General features: G+C 31.9%; 13 protein-coding genes. 6 read left to right on the forward strand and 7 right to left on the reverse strand.

The genetic code is table 11. The features are described from left to right. The first annotated feature begins 132 nt into the window (after positions 1-132). Entirely contained in the window at positions 133-1,299 is a 1,167-nt protein-coding gene (locus Q0997_RS03385; protein WP_299885507.1) for a cystathionine gamma-synthase, read from the forward strand. Between the two features lie 27 nt (positions 1,300-1,326). On the opposite strand, the gene Q0997_RS03390 is transcribed toward Q0997_RS03385, so the two are convergent. Continuing rightward, positions 1,327-2,124, reverse strand: coding sequence for a glutamate dehydrogenase (locus Q0997_RS03390; RefSeq protein WP_299884490.1), 798 nt, complete (start codon positions 2,122-2,124; stop codon positions 1,327-1,329). A 212-nt stretch (positions 2,125-2,336) separates the two neighbouring features. Here Q0997_RS03390 and gdhA point away from each other — a divergent pair, with 212 nt between their 5' ends. From gdhA to Q0997_RS03410, 4 genes are all read left to right on the forward strand, one after another. After that, entirely contained in the window at positions 2,337-3,680 is a 1,344-nt protein-coding gene (gdhA, locus tag Q0997_RS03395; RefSeq protein ID WP_299884493.1) for an NADP-specific glutamate dehydrogenase, read from the forward strand. Positions 3,681-3,785: 105 nt separating this feature from the next. Then, the gene (locus Q0997_RS03400; RefSeq protein WP_299884496.1) at positions 3,786-6,161 is read left to right on the forward strand and encodes an ABC transporter substrate-binding protein; all 2,376 of its coding nucleotides are present in this window, start codon (positions 3,786-3,788) and stop codon (positions 6,159-6,161) included. Continuing rightward, complete coding sequence (gene recO / locus Q0997_RS03405; RefSeq protein ID WP_299884499.1) at positions 6,161-6,877, forward strand: DNA repair protein RecO; 717 nt, start codon at positions 6,161-6,163, stop codon at positions 6,875-6,877. Before Q0997_RS03400 ends, recO begins: the two co-directional genes overlap by 1 nt. After that, positions 6,861-9,290 (forward strand): TonB-dependent receptor, encoded by a 2,430-nt coding sequence (locus tag Q0997_RS03410; RefSeq protein WP_299884502.1) that lies wholly within the window; start codon positions 6,861-6,863, stop codon positions 9,288-9,290. The genes recO and Q0997_RS03410 overlap by 17 nt, the downstream gene beginning before the upstream one ends. Before the next feature lie 34 nt (positions 9,291-9,324). Here Q0997_RS03410 and Q0997_RS03415 read toward each other — a convergent pair whose 3' ends face one another. After that, entirely contained in the window at positions 9,325-12,867 is a 3,543-nt protein-coding gene (locus Q0997_RS03415) for a T9SS type A sorting domain-containing protein (protein ID WP_299884505.1), read from the reverse strand. A 166-nt stretch (positions 12,868-13,033) separates the two neighbouring features. Beyond that, on the reverse strand, positions 13,034-15,523 hold the full coding sequence (locus Q0997_RS03420) for a T9SS type A sorting domain-containing protein (RefSeq protein WP_299884507.1): 2,490 nt from the start codon (positions 15,521-15,523) through the stop codon (positions 13,034-13,036). A 177-nt stretch (positions 15,524-15,700) separates the two neighbouring features. Here Q0997_RS03420 and Q0997_RS03425 point away from each other — a divergent pair, with 177 nt between their 5' ends. Next, positions 15,701-16,177, forward strand: a complete 477-nt coding sequence (locus Q0997_RS03425; RefSeq protein WP_299884510.1) for a regulatory protein RecX — start codon at positions 15,701-15,703, stop codon at positions 16,175-16,177. Positions 16,178-16,179: 2 nt separating this feature from the next. On the opposite strand, the gene Q0997_RS03430 is transcribed toward Q0997_RS03425, so the two are convergent. From Q0997_RS03430 to bioB, 4 genes are all read right to left on the reverse strand, one after another. Further along, positions 16,180-18,690: a T9SS type A sorting domain-containing protein gene (locus Q0997_RS03430; protein WP_299884513.1), complete on the reverse strand. Its 2,511-nt coding sequence runs from the start codon at positions 18,688-18,690 to the stop codon at positions 16,180-16,182. A 363-nt stretch (positions 18,691-19,053) separates the two neighbouring features. Continuing rightward, positions 19,054-19,542, reverse strand: coding sequence for a DUF6646 family protein (locus Q0997_RS03435; RefSeq protein ID WP_299884516.1), 489 nt, complete (start codon positions 19,540-19,542; stop codon positions 19,054-19,056). A gap of 4 nt (positions 19,543-19,546) precedes the next feature. Beyond that, entirely contained in the window at positions 19,547-20,401 is an 855-nt protein-coding gene (locus Q0997_RS03440; protein ID WP_299884519.1) for a cupin-like domain-containing protein, read from the reverse strand. 71 nt (positions 20,402-20,472) lie between these two features. Further along, entirely contained in the window at positions 20,473-21,567 is a 1,095-nt protein-coding gene (gene bioB / locus Q0997_RS03445; protein ID WP_299884522.1) for a biotin synthase BioB, read from the reverse strand. Between the last annotated feature and the right edge of the window lie 12 nt (positions 21,568-21,579).

A 21,579-nucleotide genomic window follows, 5' to 3' on the forward strand; every position in this document is an offset into this window, starting at 1 on the left:
TATTAAACATAAGCTAAAGGTATTAATACAATTTGAATACAACGAATTAAAAGATATTTTTGTTGTAATCAAAATAAGAAATTATTGAGGAATAGATTTTGTTTAAATTATAATTAATAATGAGTACTATTAATAGTAGTAAATTATAAACACACACACATGAAATTTAATACAAAAACAATACATGGTAAGCAAAAGCATGATCTAGCTTATGGAGCAGTTATGCCTCCTATATATCAGACATCTACTTATGCGCAAAGTACGCCCGGTGGACATAAAGGATTCGAATATTCTAGAACACATAATCCTACTCGACAAGCTTTAGAAAATGCATTTGCAAGCATAGAAAATGGTAATTATGGTTTAGCTTTTGGTTCTGGTTTAGCTGCTATCGATGCAATTATGAAACTTTTAAAGTCTGGAGATGAAGTTATATCAACTAGTGACCTTTATGGTGGAACTTATAGATTATTTACTAGAATTTTTGAAGGTTTTGGTATTAAATTTCATTTTATAGGTATGCAAAATGCTACTAATGTTGAAAGTTATATAAATGATAATACAAAATTAATTTGGGTAGAAACACCAACTAACCCAATGATGAATATTATTGATATTAAAAAGACAGCTACAATTGCAAAAAAGCATGATATTATATTGGCAGTAGATAATACATTTGCAACGCCATATTTACAACAGCCATTAGATTTAGGAGCAGACATTGTTATGCATTCTGCAACTAAATACATTGGAGGACATAGCGATTTGGTTATGGGAGCTTTAATTGTAAAAGATAAAGACTTAGCAGATAGGTTGTATTTTATTCAAAATGCAAGTGGAGCAGTTTGTGGACCACAAGATTCTTTTTTAGCGCTTCGAGGAATAAAGACATTACATGTAAGAATGCAGCGTCATTGTGAAAATGGAAAAGCGGTAGCCAAATACTTAGCTTCTCACCCAAAAGTAGAAAATGTGTACTGGCCTGGTTTTGAAGCCCACCCAAATCATGATATTGCCAAATCGCAAATGAAAGATTTTGGAGGCATGATTTCTTTCACTACTAAAGGAAATAATTATGAAGAAGCAATAAAAGTGGTAGAGAGAATGAAGCTTTTTACATTAGCTGAATCCCTTGGTGGTGTTGAGTCGCTTTCTGGGCATCCAGCAAGTATGACACATGCAAGTATACCAAAAAAGGAACGAGAGAAAACAGGAGTTGTAGATTCTTTAATTAGATTAAGTGTTGGTATAGAAGATATAGAAGATTTAATAAATGATTTAAAACAAGCTTTAGGGTAAACCAAAAGTTTTAGATACCTTTTTAATCTAGTCTAAGTAGTATATATAGCCAAAGTTTAGCCATACTAACCAGTCGTTATGTTTATTACTTTCTAATTTATGATTTAAACCATCTATCCAATCACTAAAATAATATTGACCACGAAGATCTAACATCAAATCTGCTACTGGAGATATTTTATACCTTACACCAATACTACTAACAATAGACCAAGTTGTACCAGAATTAACATCTATGGGTTCTGGTAGATTACCTGCAGACCATGGCGCATAAAAATTATTTAAATTTGTGCTATCTCCAGTACCGAAAGAAGTCGATACTTGAGGATTGTAAGAGACATAATGTGCTCCAAAACTAACAAAAGGGGCAAGCTTATATGCATAAGCCTGAAAAGAACGAATACTTAATGGGAAATATTCTAATTGCATACCAATATCTAAATTATTAGATACACCATTATGAGCTCTAAGTCTATCTGCGTCAATAGATGTTCTTGAAGCATCTACCCATTCGCCTATATGTTCTAATTTAGCTCTATTCCATGAGATTTCTGTTCTTAACTTAAAGTGATCATTAAAAAAATTGTCTGTAGTATAGCAATTACAATCTGCTCGATATGCAAAATTTATATAATGTACTAGACCAATACCTATACCACTATTTCCTGCATTAGTTTCTAAATCTAAGCGTTCTCCAAAATCAGATTTAAATGCAGTCGGGCCAGCTATAATGCCTATCTCATGAGAGAAACCTAATTGTGCTACTGATGCCTTTGAAGCTAGTAAAATAAATAGTAACGGTACTAAATGTTTAATTTTAAGCATATTTGTGTTCAGGTTAAGAGGCATTACAAGACAACAAATATAAAAAAATCCGATAAACTAACAAATATTACAGATAAAACGCATGAATTAAATTTCATTCATTAGAAAATAATATTTTGCGAATTTTAAAATAAACAACTATAATTTTTAAAGATATCTTATATTTGTAGTCGTTAAAAACTAAAAAATAACAATGTCATAATTTTAAATACATGAAAAATAAAATTGAAGCATTTTTAGACCTAGTAAAAGAGAAAAATGGCAATGAGCCAGAATTTTTACAGGCAGTACATGAGGTTGCAGAAACAGTAATACCTTTTATTGAAGAAAACCCACAATACCAAAATAAAATGTTACTTGAGCGTATGGTAGAACCAGAACGCACAATTATATTTAGAGTACCTTGGATTGATGATAAAGGAAACACTCAAGTAAATAGAGCTTTTAGAGTAGAGTTTAATTCTGCTATTGGGCCATATAAAGGAGGTTTGCGTTTTCATCCATCTGTAAATTTAAGTATTCTTAAATTTTTAGGTTTTGAACAAGTATTTAAAAACTCATTGACAACATTACCAATGGGTGGTGGAAAAGGAGGAAGTGATTTCAACCCAAAAGGAAAAAGCGACAATGAAGTAATGCGTTTTTGCCAATCGTTCATGTCTGAATTATTTCGTCATATAGGCGCAAATACAGATGTTCCAGCTGGAGATATTGGTGTTGGTGGACGTGAGATAGGATATATGTTTGGGCAATATAAAAGATTGCGTAACGAGTTTACTGGTGTTTTAACAGGAAAGGGAATGTCTTATGGAGGTTCTTTAATTAGACCTGAAGCAACAGGATATGGTTGTGTATACTTTGCTAAGAATATGTTAGCAACTAAAAATGATTCTTTTGAGGGTAAAACAGTAGTTATTTCTGGATCTGGAAATGTAGCGCAATATGCTTGTGAGAAAGCTACAGAGTTAGGTGGTAAAGTTGTTACTATGTCTGATTCTTCAGGATATATATACGATAAGGATGGTATAGATGCTGAAAAGTTAGCATTTGTTATGGAACTTAAAAATGTAAAAAGAGGAAGAATAAATGAGTATGCAGATAAATATTCTTCTGCTACTTTTTATAAAGGAGAAAGACCATGGGGTACAGATTGCGATATTGCATTACCTTGTGCTACTCAAAATGAATTAAATAAAGAAGAAGCTGAAGCATTAGTAAATAACAATGTTATGGCTGTTGCAGAAGGCGCTAATATGCCAACAACTCCTGAAGCTATTGAAGTTTTACAAAAAGCGAATGTGTTGTTTGCTCCAGGAAAAGCATCTAATGCGGGTGGAGTTGCAACTTCAGGTTTAGAAATGAGTCAAAATTCATTACGTTATAATTGGACTAGAGAAGAAGTTGATGCTAAATTGAACCAGATAATGAATGATATTCATGAGTCTTGTGTAAAATATGGTAAACAAGAAGATGGTAGTATAGATTATGTTAAAGGCGCCAATGTAGCTGGGTTTGTAAAAGTAGCAGATGCCATGTTATCGCAAGGTGTTGTATAATAAATACTTCATTATATTAAAAAAGCTTCCTATTAATAGGAAGCTTTTTTAGGTTTTGTATATATTTTTGCTTGAAATCGCGTTGTATCTTTATAAAGTTAAATTATGACTAAAAGAATTAAATATTTACTAATAGTATTATTTATAATTCCAAAACTAATCTTTTCTCAAGATTTTTCAGAATCATGGACTGGGCATTTTTCATATTTGGATATAAAAGATGTTTCTCAAGGCGAAGATAAAGTTTTTGGAGCTGCAGAAAATGCAATTTTTATATACGATACACAAACCAATGAAATAGATAAATTATCTACTATAAATGGTTTGTCTGGCGAAACAATCTCGAGTATTGAGTATATAGAAGACAATGGATTATTGTTAATAGGTTTTGAAAATGGTTTTATGCAAGTTTATAATGAGTCTAGTAGAGATTTTTTATCTGTTGTAGATATCCTTGACAAACCTACAATTCCTCCAAACGAGAAAAGAATTAACCATTTTATGATTTATAATGGATTTGCCTACATCTCTACAGATTATGGTATTTCACTATATGATTATAATAATTTAGAGTTTGGAGATACTTATTTTATTGGAAATGGAGGTTCACAAATAAAAATAAATCAGACTACTGTTTTTGGAGAGTTTATTTATGCAGCCACGGCAGTTGGTATAAAAAAAGCGTTAGTATCTAATCCTAATTTAATAGATTTTACACAATGGCAACAAATTATTACTGGAAATTGGTTAGGAATTGTTAGTATTGAAGATAAACTATATGCTACAAGAACTAATAATCGACTTTATAGTATTACTAATGACGTGGTTTCTCAAGTAGCTGTATATAGTAATAATATTGAAGATACTAGGAGAAGTAATAATAATTTAATAATTGCGACACAGAAAGAAGTCTACATATATAATCCTGAAAATTTAGATGTTATTGCATTTGTAGCTACAAATGAAGAGTATGATACAATTTTTACAGCAGCGATTTTTAATTCAAATAATGAAATATATGTAGGAACTAGAGGTATATATAATAACACTTTCGGAAGAGAAGGTTATGGAATTTTAAAGACTACTACTACAGACACTGCTATTTTTGAAGAGGTGCATCCAGAAAGTCCATTATTAAATAGATTTTTTCAAGTTAATACACAAGGAGGTCAAATATGGGGAACTCATGGAGGTCACTCAGTAACTTTCAACCCATATGCAACAGGAGAAGTTGTAAGGAAATCTGGACTTAGTCATTTTATTGATGGGACTTGGGATAATATTCCTTATGATGATTTCTTAGAGTTAGTACCATTTCCTTGGGCTTTATCTTATATAGCAATTAATCCTTTTAACTCCAATGAAGTTTTTATAAGCTCTTCTGTTTATGGAGTTATTGTTATTAAGGATGGATTAGTTGATACTCATTATTTTCAAGATAATAGTACTATAGTACCTTATAATGGAACTAGTTATTTTGTTTTTGCTAGTGCTTTTGATGATCAAGGTGTATATTGGGTATTAAATGGAAGAACAAACAATGCTTTAAATAGATTTAGAGATGGACAATGGCAAGATTTTAATTTAGAAAGTATAATCAATCCTGCGGGAAGTAATTTAGGGTTTTCTGATATTACATTTGTAGGTGACGATAAGATATTTTTCTCTACACTAAATTATGGGATTGTTGGCTATAATAAGAATAATGGAGAATATAAATTTATTAGAGATATCGAATTTGGTATGCCTTCAGAAAAAGCATGGACAGTTGAAACAGATCAACAAAATAATATTTGGTTAGGAACAGATCGTGGTTTAAGAGTTATATATAATACGACAGAGTTTTTTGATAATCCTGGTTTTCAAGCGTCTAATATTGTAGTGTTAGATGATGGTACGCCTAGAGAACTTCTCTTTCAACAATATATTACAGATATTGAAGTTGATGGGTCTAATAATAAATGGATTGGGACTTTAGATACAGGAGCATACTATTTGTCTTCAGATGGACAAGAAACTATTTTTCATTTCACTAAAGATAATTCACCTTTGCCATCTAATGACATATTGGATATTGCTATAGATGATGTTAATGGTATTGTATATTTTGCTACAGAAAAAGGCCTAGTAGCATTTAAGTCTGAAACCTCAAAGCCAGAAGAGACATTGGCAAACGCTTATGTTTTTCCAAATCCAGTACGTCCAACTTTTAATGTTAATAATGATAAAATAAAGATAAAAGGTCTAACAGATAATGTAAATATTAAAATTACTGATATTGAAGGTAATTTAGTTACAGAGGCAGAATCTAGGACCAATGCAAAATTTAAAGGCTATAATTTAGAGGTAGATGGTGGAACTGCATTGTGGAATGGTAAAAATTTAGCCAATGTTACTGTGGCTTCTGGAGTATATTTAATTATGCTTACAGATTTAGATTCTATAGAAACTAAAGTTTTAAAAGTAATGATTGTGCGATAATGATTTTAGCTACAAACGCCATTGTTCTTTCTAAAATTAAATACAAAGACCATGATCTTATTATAAAATGTTATACTCAAAAAAAAGGTATAGTAAGTTACCTTCTAAAAGGAGTTTTAAAATCAAAAAAAGGTTCTAAGATTGCATACTATCAGTTACTTACTCAATTACAACTTGTTACAGATTATAAAGAATCTAGAGGTTTGCAATATGTAAAAGAAGTAAAGGTCAATCATCTATATTCTAGTTTACATACAAATGTTTTAAAAAGCGCTATAGTTTTATTTGTAGCCGAAGTTTTATCAAATGCATTACAAGAAGAAGAGCAGAATGACTCACTTTATAATTATTTAGAAACGACACTGCAATGGTTAGATGCTAATGAGCATTTTTCTAATTTTCATCTTCTTTTTCTTTTAAATTTATCTAAATATTTAGGTTTTTATCCAGATACTATGCAAATTGAGGCTCCTTTTTTTAACTTGCAAGATGGAGAATTCCAATATGACAGTAATAGTAAGTATTGTATTTCTAGTGAAAATTTAACATTATTAAAACAATTATTGGGCACAACATTTGATGGTTTAGAAGTAGTGAAAATAAATTCGAAACAAAGACAATCCTTTTTAGGAATGATTTTACTGTATTTTGAATTACATTTGGGCAGTTTTAAAAAACCAAAATCGTTACAAATATTTAATGAGGTCTTTAATTAAAAATAAAAAATTAGTATATACTTTACTGCTATCTTTTTTTATTACTACTATTTTGCAAGCGCAAAACATTGAAGTATTAAATAAAAAGACATTAGAGCCAGTAGTTGGAGCGGCTATTTATAATGAAGATCAATCTAAAAGTGTTATAACAAACTTCAAGGGAAGTACTAATTTAGATATCTTTAATGATAACGAATTATTGTATATAAAGCATATTTCATATACTCCTTTTTTAATTGAAAAAACTAAAATAAAAAATTTCACAGTATACTTAATAGCCAACGCTCAAGGCTTAGAAGAAATTGTTATTTCTGCATCTAAATTTGAACAAAATAAGAGAGATATTCCTAAAAAAATATCAAGCGTTAATGCTGCATCTATTGCTTTTTCGAATCCACAAACCAGTGCAGATCTTTTAGAAAGCACAGGGCAAGTATATATTCAAAAAAGTCAACTAGGAGGCGGAAGTCCAATGATAAGAGGTTTTTCAACTAACAGACTACTTATTACTGTAGATGGCGTGCGAATGAATAATGCTATTTTTAGAGGAGGAAATTTACAAAACGTTATATCTATAGACCCTTTTTCTATTCAAAACACAGAAGTTTCATTAGGAGCAGGATCTGTAATTTATGGAAGTGATGCCATTGGTGGAGTTATGAGTTTTTATACTCAAAAACCACAATTATCTTATAGTGATTCTAGTTATTATAAAACGCAGGCCGTATTAAGATACGCTACGGCTAGTAAAGAAAAAACTGCCCATATTGGTTTTAACTATGGTTTTAAAAAATGGGCGTTTATCACCAACGCTAGTTATACAGATTTTAGTGATTTAAGAATGGGTAAGCACGGGCCAGAAGATTATTTGCGTCCTGAATTCGTGGTAACTAATAATGAAGAAGATGTTATTGTTTCTAATAACAATCCTTTAATACAAAAATTTACAGGATACAATCAAATCAATATGATGCAGAAAGTGCGTTATGAGCCCAAAGATAATTTAAGTTTTGATTTAGGACTATTTTATACAGCCACGTCTAATAATCCAAGATATGATAGGTTAATTAGATATAGAGGTAATGATTTAAGATCTGCCGAATGGTTTTATGGACCCCAACGTTGGTTTATGAGTAATTTAAATGTGACTAAATTAAGTAGTAGATCAAATTTATATGATAAAATTCAAGCAACAGCTGCATATCAAAACTTTCAGGAGAGTCGCATAGATAGAGATTTTAAAAGTACAATAAGGAATAAGAAAGAAGAACGTGTAGATGCACTATCTTTTAATTTAGATTTAGAGAAATCTATGACTAAAAAGACAAAATTATTCTATGGATTAGAATATGTATATAATAAAGTTAATTCTGAAGCTATTGAAGAAAATATTGAAACTAATCAAATAAATGATGCGGTTTCTAGATACCCAGATGGAGCAACTTGGCAATCTGCAGCTATTTATTTAAGTTTAAAGTATAAACCAAACGCTAAGTTCGTTTTTCAAAGTGGTTTACGCTATAATAAAGTTATTTCTAAAGCAGACTTTACTGAAAATAATACTTTTTTAAATTTACCTTTTGATACTTCTAAAAATGATTCGGAGGCATTAACTGGTACAGCGGGAATTAGCTGGATGCCAAATAGAACGCTTCAATGGAAACTTAATTTTTCTTCGGCATTTAGAGCTCCAAATATAGATGATATAGGTAAGGTTTTTGACTCAGAACCAGGATCTGTTGTAGTTCCAAATAATAACTTAAAACCTGAATACGCTTATGGCGGTGAGTTGGGATTAAAACTTAATTTTGATGATCTACTCATTTTAGATACTGGTGTTTATTATACGTATTTAGATAATGCTCTAGTAAGAAGAAATGATGATTTAAATGGAGAAACTCAAATTATTTATAATGGAGAATTAAGCGATGTCCAATCTATACAAAATGCTTCTAAATCTTGGATATATGGTTTTGAAGTTGGCGCCAAACTTAATATATCTGAAGCCTTATCTTTAACCTCACAATATAATATTATTGGAGGAATAGATGAAACCGAAGGTGTTGAAGTTCCCGTTAGGCACGTAGCTCCAAATTTTGGAAACACTCACCTTATTTGGAAAAAAGAGAAACTTAAAGCAGATGCTTTTATTGATTATAATGGAGAGCTGTCTTTTTATAATTTAGCACCTTCAGAAGTAGCAAAAGATTATATTTATGCTTTAGATGAGAATGGAAACCCGTACTCGCCTTCTTGGTATACTTTAAATTTTAGAGCTCAATATCAATTAAATTCAATAGCAACATTAACGGTGGCTTTAGAGAATATAACAGATCAACGTTATAAAACATATTCATCTGGAATAGCTGCTCCAGGAAGAAATTTAGTAACCTCACTAAAGTTCGATTTATAAAATAATAAATAAGTAAATTATTTATACTTATAATTTACTTTTTAACCATTTTTTTAGTGATTATTTTTCCATTTGACAAAGAAATTTGAGCAATGTAAGTGGCAGAACTCAAATTAGGTAGGTTATAAATTTCAGTGCTTGCACTTCCGTATAATTGATAAAGTTCACGACCTAAAATATCAAATATTTTAACCTTTTGTATAGTTACAGAATTAGGAACGGTAAATTTAACATTATCGTTTTGAAGCTCTATAATTGAGATGTCATTTACAGATATATCATAACCATCAATACTTAAATTATTGTTCTTAAAAACGATCTCAAAACGATCTCTAAATTCTCCATCATTTGAGGCGAAATCATAATTAGAATTACTTAAATCATGAACTACGTTATTATAATTGTCTTTTAGATAGATCGTATTAGTATTAAAAAACTCACCTTCAAAATGCGAAATAGAAATAGTATAAATTACAGGATTCGTTATTGTTGTATATAGTCCTAATGGAATAACTTCGTCAAGTGTTAAACTTTCAATGGCTTTACCTTGAATAGCATAATTTAGAGTATTGTTTTCTATAATTGAGTATAAAAATGTCTTATTCCCTACAGATCTATTTCTTGTAGCATCATAAAAAGCACCATCGTATAGGTTAGTAGCACCATCTAAATAGCCAACTAAAATTTGACTAGAAACTCCCGTATCAGAACTTAAATACAACCACAATTTATTTGCTTCATTTGTTTGATTAGAGGTTCTAAAAAACTGATTGTTATTACCTGTAGTTCTCATAGAGTTATTAAAAGTAACTGTGCCTTCGGAAATTGTATCACCATCACCATTAGTTGAAGAGCCTGTGCTACTCCCCATATTATGATATTCAGCAAAAAAGCCTTGGCCAGATGGAATATATGGATTAGGTTCGTCTAAAGCATCTACTATACCATCTCCATTATTATCGCCACCAGCAGTACCGCCAGTTCCATTTACCATAGCATAATCAGATTGACTAAAGTTGTTTTGAGAGTTTCCATTATTATTATCGGCTGGTGCGTTTTGATGAGACCATAAATATAAAGCACCCTCAAGAGTACCTGTGGGATTCGTTGAGGCGTCGTATGAGTTTTCAGAAAGAAAATCTGCTACAGATATTGCAGAAGGATAAGGGTTGCCTATAAAATTCCAGTTTTTATCGTTAGTTTCTGTATCGTTTCTATAAATTGTTACTGGAGTAACACCATTATTAAACGCTCCAGAAAACGTATGTGTAACACCAGATCCAGCAAATGAAGTAATTGATAAGGTGGCAGCATAGCCTATTCCTGGTTGTAATATCTCACTACCAGCAAGCCATAACCAATCGTTACCATTGTCATCTTCGTCATCATATACTCCATTAACAAGTACATTGTCATTATTCATTTCAGCAGCACTATCTCTAAAGTTTTCAGCTTGAAATCTAAAACGTCTACTGGCAGCTGCTGGAGATAAAGCACCTCCAACAGTTTCACCAATAACAGGAGAGCTCCAAAAGGTATACTCTAACCAATCTTGAGCAGGAGCTGTTATTTTTGTAACTGTAGACGAAGCTCCAGTGCTATTTGTAAAAGTTGCACTATCATTATTTTGAACAAATGCTCCACTGGTTTCCACAGTTAAAGTACCACTATTAGTTACGTTGTTCTCAACTTCTATAAAGTTGTTATTTGTTACTGTTACAGTATAAGAGCTGTTAATTATTAAACTACAAGCGCTAAAATCACCATTTGTAGAAGTATTATAATCCCCATCAATTTCAGCTAAAGTTGTTAAATTTGGAGCGCCATTAGACCATGTAGTACCATTCCAAACTGTATTTTGCATAGTTACTTGCGCAGCGTTTGATGCTATTGCGCATAGTCCTGTCTCGGTGACTTCACAGTAAAACTGATAACCATCTAAATTATAGCCATCAATTGATAAGCTGGTGGTAGTTTCACCAACTACTATGCTTGGACTAAATGCAGCAGCTGTTACGTCTAACCATCCAGTAGAAGTGCCATCATTATATTTCCATTGGTAAGATAAAGCGCCAGCATTTCCTGCTGTAGCAGAAATACTTGTAGAAAAAGAATTGCAATTATCAACATCTAGAGGTTGTGTGTCTATTGTTGGAGATGGAGTACTGGTAATTGCAAAACCAAAACAATCTTCATCACCATCAAAACTCCAATCTGCTAAAGCAAAAGTTGTAGATGGAGCTGTTGCCGTATTTGCTCTTGTAAAAACATAACCAAGATTAAAACCTACACCTGGAGTAGTATGATTTTGCCAAACATCATGAGCTGTAGAACCATTAACTAAAACAACACGATCTTCATCATTTAGACCGCCGCCAGAAAAAGACAAATCTGGTGTGATTGTAGCGCAACTAGAGCATGAAGCACCAGAACTTAATATAATCATAGTAGTGCTACCAGCACTTATAGTTCCTGTTAATGCCATGCTTAAATTAAACCCAGTAGTGGGAACTGCAGAGCCTAAAGTAAAATTATTATCGATACCTAAAGTATATGTGGATAAATCAATATCTGTTGCTGTAGGGTTTAAGAGTTCTATATAATGACATGAATCTGTTTGATCATCATAAACACCTGAAATAAGTAAATCTGTAAAACTGGCTGAAATACCTCCAGATCCACAATCATCATCAAGAAAAAGAAAACTTGTTGCGGAATCTAATCCACATGCAGATTCGGTAACAGTTATGGTTCCAGTTGAAGCTCCAACTGGAACTTCAGCTATAAGAGTTGTACTGTCAACGAAAGTAACAGTTCCTGCTGTTCCGTTAAAATCAACTGTACTAGTTGCAGTAAAACCAGAACCTGTTATTGTAACTTGAGTTAAACCTGGGCCAGATATAGGAGAAAAACCTGTAATAGTGTGAGTAGGTGTGCAGCCACCACAATCTGATATTGTAAAAGGACCACCAACTGTTTGGTTTACGGTATTACTACCTGTCCAATTCCCAGAGTTATTTATTGATGCTAAAATGGCAGCGGTTGTTCCTGAAAAAGTTCCAGTGTAAGCAGTGTTATCTATTTCAGATAAAGAAACGGCATTTAAGCCATCTGTTAAACCTGCTGGTAAATTACCTGCGGCAGCACTTCCCCAAGTATCTGGGGCAGCACCATCATTATCTAAAGCAGCTAGATATGTAGGTGTGGCGGTAGTACCTTGATAAGCTAAAAGGGAATCGCCATCACCATTAAAGTTTAAATCGTTTGTTTCTGTAACATTTCCAGCGCTAGCACTTGGTGTAGTGGTTATTGTAATAATTGTACCACATGAGATACCACCTGTAGGTGAAGTCCAAGATATGGTACCTTCGCCTCCAGTAAGAGTGTCTTCTTCATTATCTGTAAAGTGAATAACTTCTCCTACGGCTATATCTGTTAAAGCTACAAATGAAAAATCATCTGTACCATCAGCATTATATTGTACTATGGCAATATCACCGGCAGATAGTTGTGCATTACTTTTTAGGCACGCACACAAGAGTACTATTAAAAATAGTAAATATTTTTTATAAATCATAAGGGAATGATTTTTGCTATTAATCAACGCCTTAAAGATAGAGTAATAATCGATTAAAGTATTATTTTTTCGACGTAACGCGTCTTGATTTTCGATGTAATACATTATATATCGATAAAAGAAGTATAATTGAGTTGTATTGTATTTTTACGATTAATATAATTCCCTATCTTTTTATAACTTTTTTAACAATTATATTTCCATTTGATAATAGAATTTGAGCAATATACGGTGTCGATTTTATGCCAGATAAATTATAAGTTTCTTTACTTGAGTTTCCTTTAAATTGATATAATTCCCGGCCTAATATGTCAAATATTTTTACATTTTGTATTGTTTCCGAATTTGTAACGGTAAACTTAACATTATTGTTTTGAAGTTCTATAATTGAGACATTATTTGCAGATATTTCAAAACCATCTACATTTAAGCTATTAGCATTAAAAACGATTTCAAAACGATCTCTAAAGTCACCACTATTAGAAGTAAAATTATAGTTAGAGTCACTTAAGTTATGTATTACATTATTGTAATTATCTCTTAAGTAAATAGTATTACTATTAAAAAAATCACCTTCAAAATGAGAAATTGATATACTATAAATTACTGGATTAGTTATAGTTGTGTATAGGCCTAAGGGAATAACTTCGTTAAGAGTTAAACTCTCAGGAGCTTTACCTTGAATCGCATAATTATAATCGCTGTTTTCTATAGTAGAGAATAAGAACGTGTTATTACCTATAGATTTATTCCTAGTTGCATCATAAAAAGCACCGTCATTAAGATTAGTGGCCCCATCTAGATACCCCACTAAAATTTGACTAGATACTCCCGTATCAGAACTTAAATAAATCCACAATTTATTAGTTTCATTAGTTGAGTTAGAGGTTCTAAAAAACTGATTATTATTGCCTGTACTTCTCATAGAGTTGTTAAAAGTAACTATACCTTCTGTAATTGTATCGCCATCACCATTAGTTGAAGATCCTGTACTACTTCCCATGTTATGGTATTCGACAAAAAAACCTTGACCAGAAGGAATATATGGATTAGGCTCGTCTAAAGCATTCACTATTCCATCTCCATTATTATCGCCACCAGCGGTACCACCTGTACCATTTACCATGGCATAGTCCGATTGACTAAAGTTATTTTGGGAATTACCATTGTTGTTACTTGCTGGTGCATTTTGATGAGACCATAAATATAGAATACCTTCAATAGTTCCTGTAGGATTAGTTGTGGCATTATATGCATTCTCAGAAAGAAAATCGGCTACAGATATTGCTGAAGGGTAAGGATTACCAATAAAATTCCAATTCTTATCATTAGCTTCTGTATCATTTCTATATATAGTTACAGGTATTATACCATTATTAAACTCCCCAGAAAAGGTATGTGCAATTTGACTTCCTGGTCCAGTAAACGAAGTAAAAGATAAGGTCGCAGCATAACCTATTCCTGGTAGCAAAACATCACTACTTCCTGTTAATGACCAAACATTTCCATTATCATCCTCGTCATCGTAAAAACCATTAACGAGTATATTATCATTATTTATTTCGGCAGCACTATCTCTAAAATTTTCGGCTTGAAAGCTAAAACGTCTACTAGCAGCAGCTGGAGATAAAGCATTTCCGGCAGTTTCACCAACTACAGGAGAACTCCAAAACGTATACTCTAGCCAATCTTCAGCAGGAGCTGTTATTTTTGTTACCGTAGATGAGGCTCCAGAAAGGTTTGTGAAAATTCCATTGTCGTTATTTTGTACAAATGAGCCGTTAGTTTCAATTGCTATAGTACCATTATTTGTGACATCATTTTCAACTTCAATAGTATGGTTGTTGTTAATCGTTAAAGTAAAACCAGAATTAACAGTTAAACTACAAGAACTAAAACTACCTAATCCAATAGTTGCAGTATCATAGTCTGCATCAATAATAACCTCAGAATTAGTATCTGGGATAGAAGGTGTCCAAGTGCCATTCCAAGTAACAGTAGATGGACATAAAAGGCAATTATATGAACAGCCTCCTAAATTGGTTATTCTTGTATTATTTACGGTCCAATTTGTAGCATTAGAAACTGCAGCAAGTATTAAAGGAGTATCAATTACAGTAGAACAATTATAGTTTCCATTTTCAAAATCACCTATATATAATGCATTAATTGTGTCTGTTAAGCCATTTGGTACAGCAGAAGTTAGAGGTGTAGTTGCATTAGTCCAACCATTAGTACCACCAAAAAATATAGCATAAAGAAATGTTGGTGAAGTTTCTAATCCTTGATATGCTAATATTTGATCACCATTAAGATCAAAAGAAAAGAGGTTACTATCTGTAACTGTACCTATTGAAGCAGAATATGGACTATTATCTGTTATAGTAATTTCTGTACCACAAGTTAAGTCTGAAGTTGCAGTCCATATTATTATACCTTCACCAGTTCTGAAACTTCCAGAAGTTTGCCACCCATTATCTGTAAATTTAATTTGAGTAGTATTTAATACATCTGTTAATAAAACAAAAGTAAATTGATCTGGATTGTCTGAGTTCACACCTGTAATAGCTATATCACCTGCAGCAAGAGTTGTTTGTCCATACACAAATCCAAAAGAAAAGAATAATGCAATTAAAAGTGATTTTATTTGTTTCATAATTAAGGGGCATTTTAGAGTCTAATAAATCGGGAGGAGTTGAATGATTTATAGATTAAATATTTGTGCTATCTACACTAGATAGCCTAAATTATATATAATAGTGAAGAAAATGATACTAAAAACCCTTAAAAGAAATAAGGTTTTCCCTTTAAATTAATAGCTTATTTTTGAAGTATGTATCAAAATAATAAAACCTATACTGTAGATCAAGCTATAAAAAAAATGGAGCATTATTGCGCTTACCAAGAGCGTTGTCATCAAGAAGTAAGGCAAAAGTTAAAAAGGATGAGTATGATACCAGAAGCGGTAGATGTTATTATAGTACATCTTTTGGAACACAATTACCTTAATGAAGAGCGTTTTGCTAAAATGTATGTAAGAGGAAAGTTTAATATTAAAAAATGGGGTCGCCGTCGTTTAACACTTGAATTAAAGAAAAAAGAAATTTCTAAATTTAATATAGAGCAAGCTCATAAGGAGATATCTGAAGAAGAGTATATAAAAACGCTTAATGATTTAGCTGAAAAAAGAGCCGATTTAATTCGCGAAGTTAATACAATTAAAAAAAAGAAGAAACTTGTAGACTACCTATTATATCGTGGTTGGGAACCACATTTAGTTTACGATAAAGTAAATAAACTTTTAAGCTAAGTTTACTTTTTAATAAATTTTTTAGAAAAAACTTTTCCTTTAGATAATGTAATTTGAGCGATATAAGGCGCAGAACTTAGGTTTGATAAATTTAAAATTTCTGAGCTTTGACTTCCATAGAACTCATATAATTTTTGACCTAATACATTTATTATTCTAATATTTTTTATAGTTGTCGAGTTTGGAACAGTAAACTTAATATTATTATTTTGAAGCTCAATTATTGATATATTATTCGAAGTAATTGAATCATCCACAATTAGAGTATCATTTCTAAAGACTATTTCAAAACGATCCTTAAACTCACCATTATTAGATGAGAAATTATAGTTTGAACTACTTAGGTTGTGAATTACATTATTATAATTATCTTTTAATAAAATGTTGTTATTATTAAAAAAATCACCTTCAAAATGAGAAATTGAAATCGTATAAATAACAGGGTTTGTAATAGTGGTATATAATCCTATAGGAATGACTTCATTAAGTGTTAAGCTTTCTGGAGCTTTACCTTGTATAGCATAATTAGAATCACTGTTTTCTATAGTAAAAAATAAGAATGTATTATTACCAATAGATCTATTTCTAGTCGCATCATAAAAAGCACCATCATAACTATTTGTAGCTCCATTTATATAACCAATTAATATCTGACTGGATACTCCCGTGTCAGAACTTAAATAAAGCCACAATTTATTAGCTTCATTAGTCGAGTTAGAGGTTCTAAAAAACTGATTATTATTACCAGTATTTCTCATAGAGTTGTTAAAAGTAACGATACCTTCTGTAATTGTATCCCCATCACCATTAGTTGAAGACCCTGTGCTGCTTCCCATGTTATGATATTCAACGAAAAAACCTTGACCAGAAGGAATATAAGGATTGGGTTCATCTAAAGCATCAACGATACCATCTCCATTATTATCACCACCAGCAGTACCGCCAATTCCGTTTACCATTGCATAATCAGACTGATTAAAATTATAAAAAGAGTTGCCATTATTGTTACTTGCAGGTGGGTTTTCATGCGACCATAAATATAAGGCACCATCAAGAGTTCCTGTTGGATTAGTTGAAGCGTTATATGTGTTTTCAGAAAGAAAATCTGCTACAGATATTGCCGAAGGATATGGGTTACCTATAAAGTTCCAGTTTTTATCATTGGTTTCTGTATCATTTCTATAAATGGTTACTGGAATAACTCCATTATTAAACTCCCCAGAAAAGGTATGTGCAATTTGACTTCCTGGTCCAGTAAATGATGTTGTAGATAAAGTTGCAGCATATCCTATTCCAGGTTGCATGATTTCACTACCAGCTAACCATAACCAATCATTTCCGTTATCATCTTCATCATCGTAAAAACCATTAACGAGCACATTGTCATTATTGGTCTCGGCAGCGCTATCTCTAAAGTTTTCGGCTTGAAATCTAAAACGCCTACCTGTAGCTGCTGGTGATAACGCACTTCCAATAGTTTCACTAGAAACTGGAGAACTCCAATAAGTATATTCTAACCAGTCTTCAGCTGGAGCTGTTATTTTTGTTACTGTAGATGTCCCTGCTACATTTGTGAAAGATGAGTTATTATTATTTTGAACGAATGCTCCATTAGTTTTAACTATTATTGTTTCATTATTAGTTACGTCATTTTCAACTTCTATATAGTTGTTATTTTCCACAGTGACCGTATAAGTATCATTTACAATTAAACTACAAGCACTAAAATCACCATGAATTGATGTATTATAATCACCATTAATTTCTACCGAAGTTCTTGTATCTGGAACTCCATTAGACCATGAAGAACCATTCCAGACAGTTGGAGCCAAACAAAAATTATATGTACATATACCTCCTAAAGCCCCGGAAACAGGCGCGTTAGTAAAAAACCAATTATTTGTGATATCTGCAATTTGAGTCTGTACTTCAGCAGCTAAGCCTTCTACTAATACTGGAGAGCAAATAAAAACACCATTATCAATCTCTCCCATATAAATGGCATTTACAGTATCTGTAAGACCAGTTGGCAATGCAGAAGTACTTGAGGTTACTGCATTGCTCCATCCTCCATTTGCATTATCCATATGAATGGCATGAATAAATGTTGGGCTGGTATCTAATCCTTGATAAACCAATATTTGATCTCCAAGAGTAGATAAATCAAAATCTTGAGTTTCTACTACTGTACCTTGATTAGCACTAAAAACCCCAGCAGTATCTGTTAATTCTATTTCTTCACCAGCCAATAGATTTGTGGTGGCAGTCCATGTTAATGTACCATCTCTTGTTGGGTCATCTCTAAATAGATTAGAAGGTAAAATCCAGCCTCTATCTGTGAATTTAATGACTGTTCCTGTGTCAATATCTCTAAAACAAATAAATAGTACTCTATCTGGATCGTCACAAGCAAATCCGGTAATAGCAATATCGCCTGCAGAAAGAATCGTTTGTCCGTACCCAAATCCTATAGAAAAGAGTAGCGTAATTGAAAGTAGGTTAATGGCTTTCATATGTAGGGGGCTTTTTACAAATGTAGATAATTTAAATTAATGATTTTAGATAAAAGCGTGTTTTTTTAAATTAAATAGTTGATTTTGTAGTGGTTAATAATTAATTGTGTTAGTTAAATAGGTAGCTAAACTATATATAATAGAGAAAAAACCTACACTTAAAATCCTTATAATAAATAAGGATTCTCCTTTTAATTAAATAGATTGTTTTAAGTGTGTATCAAAATAATAAAACGTGAACTATAGATCTAGCTATAAAAAATAAAGATATTATTGTCTAGCTTTTGAATTAAAGATAAAATAAATTGATTATCTTCTATATTCTATTAGTAATCATACTTAGTTTTAGTATAAAGACATTGATTATAAGTTAAAAACTGCCCCTATGTTTCCAACAAATTGATTGTGTATGGTTTGATCTAATCTTAGGCTTTTAGATTCGTATTTTGCTAAAGTAGTTCCAACTTCTGCAAAGACTCCAAAACCAGAAGAGAAAAAGTAACGTGCACCTAAGTGGCCTCCAAAATTTTTCAGCCCCAAACTTAAGCCTGGATAAACATCAAAATCGTCACTAACATTTATAATGCTTCCTAGATTTGCATTAAACCTTGCTCTAATATCATAGCGGTCAACAAAATCTGCATTAGGTACACTTGTATTTAATGCATAAGCAGTTATAACGCCTACCGAAATGTTTTCACCCAAGCCATAATCATAACTAAGACTTAATCCAGAAGCGTTTTCTTGTAAATTAGCTCCAATAGAAATTTTTTGATCTCCTTTGCCATTGAAAGCTTGTCCATAACTTAATAAAGTAGAACAAAATGCTACTAATATTATTATTTTTTTCATGTGTTTATTTATTTGTATTTATTATTGCTTTTTTATTTTTCCAATCTATCCATTTTTGGCCTTTTATGCGTCTCATTAAGTTGTCAAAATTACGCATAAAAAAAACATTGTAAATAGCTTTGCTTAAGTTTTTTGGGTGTCTAGCAATAGCTCTTAAGCTCATTGAAAATCCAGGGGTGATATATTTCATATAATGCCAATAACCTTCTGGCATATATAAAATTTCACCATGATTAAGTTCGCATTTCCATCCAATAGCATTTTTTAACGCTGGCCACTTTTCTAAATTAGGATTTGAGAAATCAATATCCTCTCTTACAATTAAAGAATATGGGATTTTATATAAGTACTTATTCTGTTTTTGATCAAATAAGATGCATTGTTTTTTTCCTTCAAAATGAAAATGAAAAATATTAGCGAAATCAATATCATGATGCATGAAAGTATGCGAATTTTTTCCACCAAAAAATAACATAGGAAGCTTTTTCATTATGCGTAAACCAAAATCAGGATAGGTGAAATCTTTTTGAAGTTGAGGTACTTCTTTTAAAATATTCCAAAGGAAAATCCTAAATTTTGTAGGTTCATTTTTGAGCAATTCAATATAATCACTCATTTTCATTTTCTCGTGAGGTTGATTAAAACCATCTTTGTAGTCTACTGGTCTATCATCGTATAAAGGGACTATTTTATCACCAGCTATAGTTTTCATATAGTCTAGATTCCATTTAGAATGTGCTGGCCAATCTTCAATAAAATGCTCAATAACCACAGGTTTTTGAGGTTTAAAATAATCGCGAATAAAAACATCTTTCGAGATTGTTTTTACGCGTGGAATGTCTTGAAGATTAAGTTTCAAATATTAAAAATTTTGCTCGTAAAGTTAAAAAAACGCTCAAAAACTTAAAATAGTATTCTAAAAATTGCGCTTTATTTAACAGCTTTTGCTTGTTGTTTGGCTGTCTCGTTACGCTCAATTTTATGCTCAGGTCTAGACCATTTGGGTTTTTCTCCTAAGGCTTCAAATTGAGAATCTTGCGCTTCTACCGTTTCAGGTTGCATTTTTTTAATGAAAGGTTTTTGTGGATTTAATCCTAATAATTCAAACATTTTCATGTCTTCATTTACATCTGGATTAGGTGTTGTTAATAGTTTGTCTCCAGCAAAAATAGAATTTGCTCCTGCAAAGAAACACATAGCTTGACCTTCTCGACTCATTTCTGTTCTACCAGCGCTTAAACGCACTTGTGTTTCTGGCATGATTATTCTTGTTGTAGCTACCATTCGTATCATATCCCATATTGACACAGGTTTTTCTTCTGCTAAAGGCGTACCTTCAACGGCTACTAGAGCATTAATAGGTACAGATTCAGGTTGTGGGTTTAAAGTAGATAGTGCGACTAGCATTCCTGCTCTATCTTCTACTTTTTCTCCCATACCAATAATACCACCAGAACAAACTGTTACATTGGTTTTACGAACGTTGTCTATAGTTTCTAATCGGTCTTCAAAACCACGAGTAGATATAACTTCTTTATAATATTCTTCAGAAGAATCTAAATTGTGATTATAGGCATATAAACCAGCTTCAGCAAGACGTTGTGCTTGGTTTTCTGTAATCATACCTAAAGTACAACAGACTTCCATATCCAGTTTATTAATGGTTCTAACCATTTCTAAAACTTGATCAAATTCTTCGCCGTCTTTTACATTACGCCATGCTGCTCCCATACAAACACGAGAACTTCCAGAAGATTTTGCACGTAATGCTTGTGCTTTTACTTGTTGAACAGACATTAAATCGTTGCCTTCAATATCTGTATGATATCTTGCAGCTTGTGGACAGTAACCACAATCTTCTGGGCAACCACCAGTTTTAATAGATAATAATGTACTTACTTGTACTGTATTTGGATCATGATGCTTACGATGAATTGTAGCAGCATCATATAATAATTCCATTAATGGTTTATTGTAAATATCTAGTATTTGTTCTTTTGTCCAATTGTGTTTTATCTCGCTCATAAAAAATCTGTC

This window comes from uncultured Lacinutrix sp., assembly GCF_947500325.1.
GTDB lineage: Bacteria > Bacteroidota > Bacteroidia > Flavobacteriales > Flavobacteriaceae > Lacinutrix.